Here is a 1,870-nt window from a genome sequence, read left to right as displayed (position 1 = left end):
ACGCCGTCGGCCAGGCCCGCGCCACCACCGAGCGCGTCAGCGAGCTGTCCAAGGCGGCGTCCCGCATCGGCGACGTCGTCGAGCTGATCAACACCATCGCCGGCCAGACCAACCTGCTGGCGCTGAACGCGACCATCGAGGCCGCCCGTGCCGGCGAAGCCGGCCGTGGCTTTGCCGTGGTGGCCTCCGAGGTGAAGGCGCTCGCGGAGCAGACCGCGAAGGCCACCGGCGAGATCGGCCAGCAGATCTCCGGCATCCAGGCGGCGACCAACGACTCGGTCGGCGCCATCAAGGAGATCTCCTCGACCATCGAGCGTCTGTCGGAAATCTCCTCGGCGATCGCCGCTGCGGTGGAGGAGCAGGGCGCGGCGACGCAGGAGATCGCCCGCAACGTGCAGCAGGCCGCGCAGGGCACCCAGCAGGTCTCCTCCAACATCACCGACGTGCAGCGCGGCGCGACCGAGACCGGCACGGCCTCCTCGCAGGTGCTGTCGGCGGCACAGATGCTGTCCAACGATTCCGGCCGGCTGAAGAACGAGGTCAGCAAGTTCCTGACCAACGTCCGCGCAGCATAGAGGCAAGCGCGCATTCTTCCGTCAATCAAGAGCGGCGCTGTGCGCCGCTCTTTTGTTCTCGGACATCTGCCGAAGGGCGGAACTGCTTCGCTCTTCCGGGCAATGCCGGCCGCAGCGCGCGGGTCAATATGCCCGCAAAAGTCCGGGCCATTTTTATGATGCTGGCTCAGTAGGACTACGCAGTTCCGTTAAGGGGAACGATCTCGCGGATGGTATAATCGTCAAGGCAGAACTTGCCGAGTTAAACGGCTTCCCCGCCCGACGAGCATTTCAACTGGAATTACCGAGGAAATTTGATGTCCTGGATCAACGACGTCCGCATTTCGATGAAGGTTTCTGCAGTGTTTGCGGCGATCTGTCTCGTCGTCGCCGGCAGCACCGCTGCGATCTACAATTCGCTGAGCGTGATGAACTCCACGTCGAAGATGACGGTGCATACCTATCAGGTGCTGGAGCAGCTTTCAGATCTCGTCGGGGCCATGGTCAATTCGGAGACGGGTGTGCGCGGCTACCTCGTTTCCGCGGACAGCGCGTTTCTCGGACCTTTCGAATCCGGCCAGAAGCAGTTTCAAACAGCCGCGGCCAAGGTCGGCAGTCTGACATCGGATAACGCGACCCAGCAGAAGCGCCTCGAGCGCGTCAAGGCGTTCGCCAGCGACTGGACCGCCAATGTCGCGCAGCGCGAAATCGCGCTGATGAAGGATCCTGCAACGCAGTCCAAGGCCCGGGAGCTCGAGGCATCCGGCGCCGGCAAGAAGTCCATGGATGGATTGCGCGCCGTCGTGCAGGAGATGGATGCAGAAGAGCGGTCGCTGCTGACGACGCGTGCCGTGGCTTCCGACGCCGCATCGGCCAACGCGACGATGGCCATGTTGGCTGGCGGTATCGTCACCCTGTTGCTCTCGCTGGCCGGCGCCTTTGGCGTCGCTGTCGTGGTTACCCGGCCGATCCAGCGCATCACGACCGAGATGGGCGTCCTCGCCAAGGGCGATACGTCCGTGGCGATATCGTCCACCGAACGGAAGGACGAAATCGGCCAGATGGCCAATGCCGTCCAGGTCTTCAAGACCAATGCGATCGAAGTGGAGCGCCTGAAGGCGGAGCAGGTCGAAGTCGAGCGCCGCAACGCAGAGCAGCGCAAGGCGGACATGTTGAGGCTTGCCGACGACTTCGAGGGAGCCGTGGGCGAGATCATCGGCACGGTGTCCTCCGCCTCGACCCAGCTCGAGGCATCGGCCACCACTCTGACAGGGACGGCCGAACGCTCCCAGAGGCTGGCTACCACCGTGGCCGGT

Annotated in this window: 2 protein-coding genes; both read left to right on the top strand. The window is 64.1% G+C overall.

The genetic code is table 11. The features are described from left to right. A partial coding sequence (locus TSA1_RS38395) for a methyl-accepting chemotaxis protein (protein WP_245448513.1) occupies nt 1–575 on the top strand: 575 nt, incomplete at its 5' end. A gap of 296 nt (nt 576–871) precedes the next feature. Then, the coding region (locus TSA1_RS38390) for a CHASE3 domain-containing protein (RefSeq protein ID WP_145984443.1) at nt 872–1,870 on the top strand (999 nt) is incomplete at its 3' end.

The sequence above is a fragment of the Bradyrhizobium nitroreducens genome (assembly GCF_002776695.1).
GTDB lineage: Bacteria > Pseudomonadota > Alphaproteobacteria > Rhizobiales > Xanthobacteraceae > Bradyrhizobium > Bradyrhizobium nitroreducens.
The sequence above is the reverse complement of the archived record's forward strand: the minus strand, read 5'-3'. Positions and strand labels throughout refer to the sequence as shown.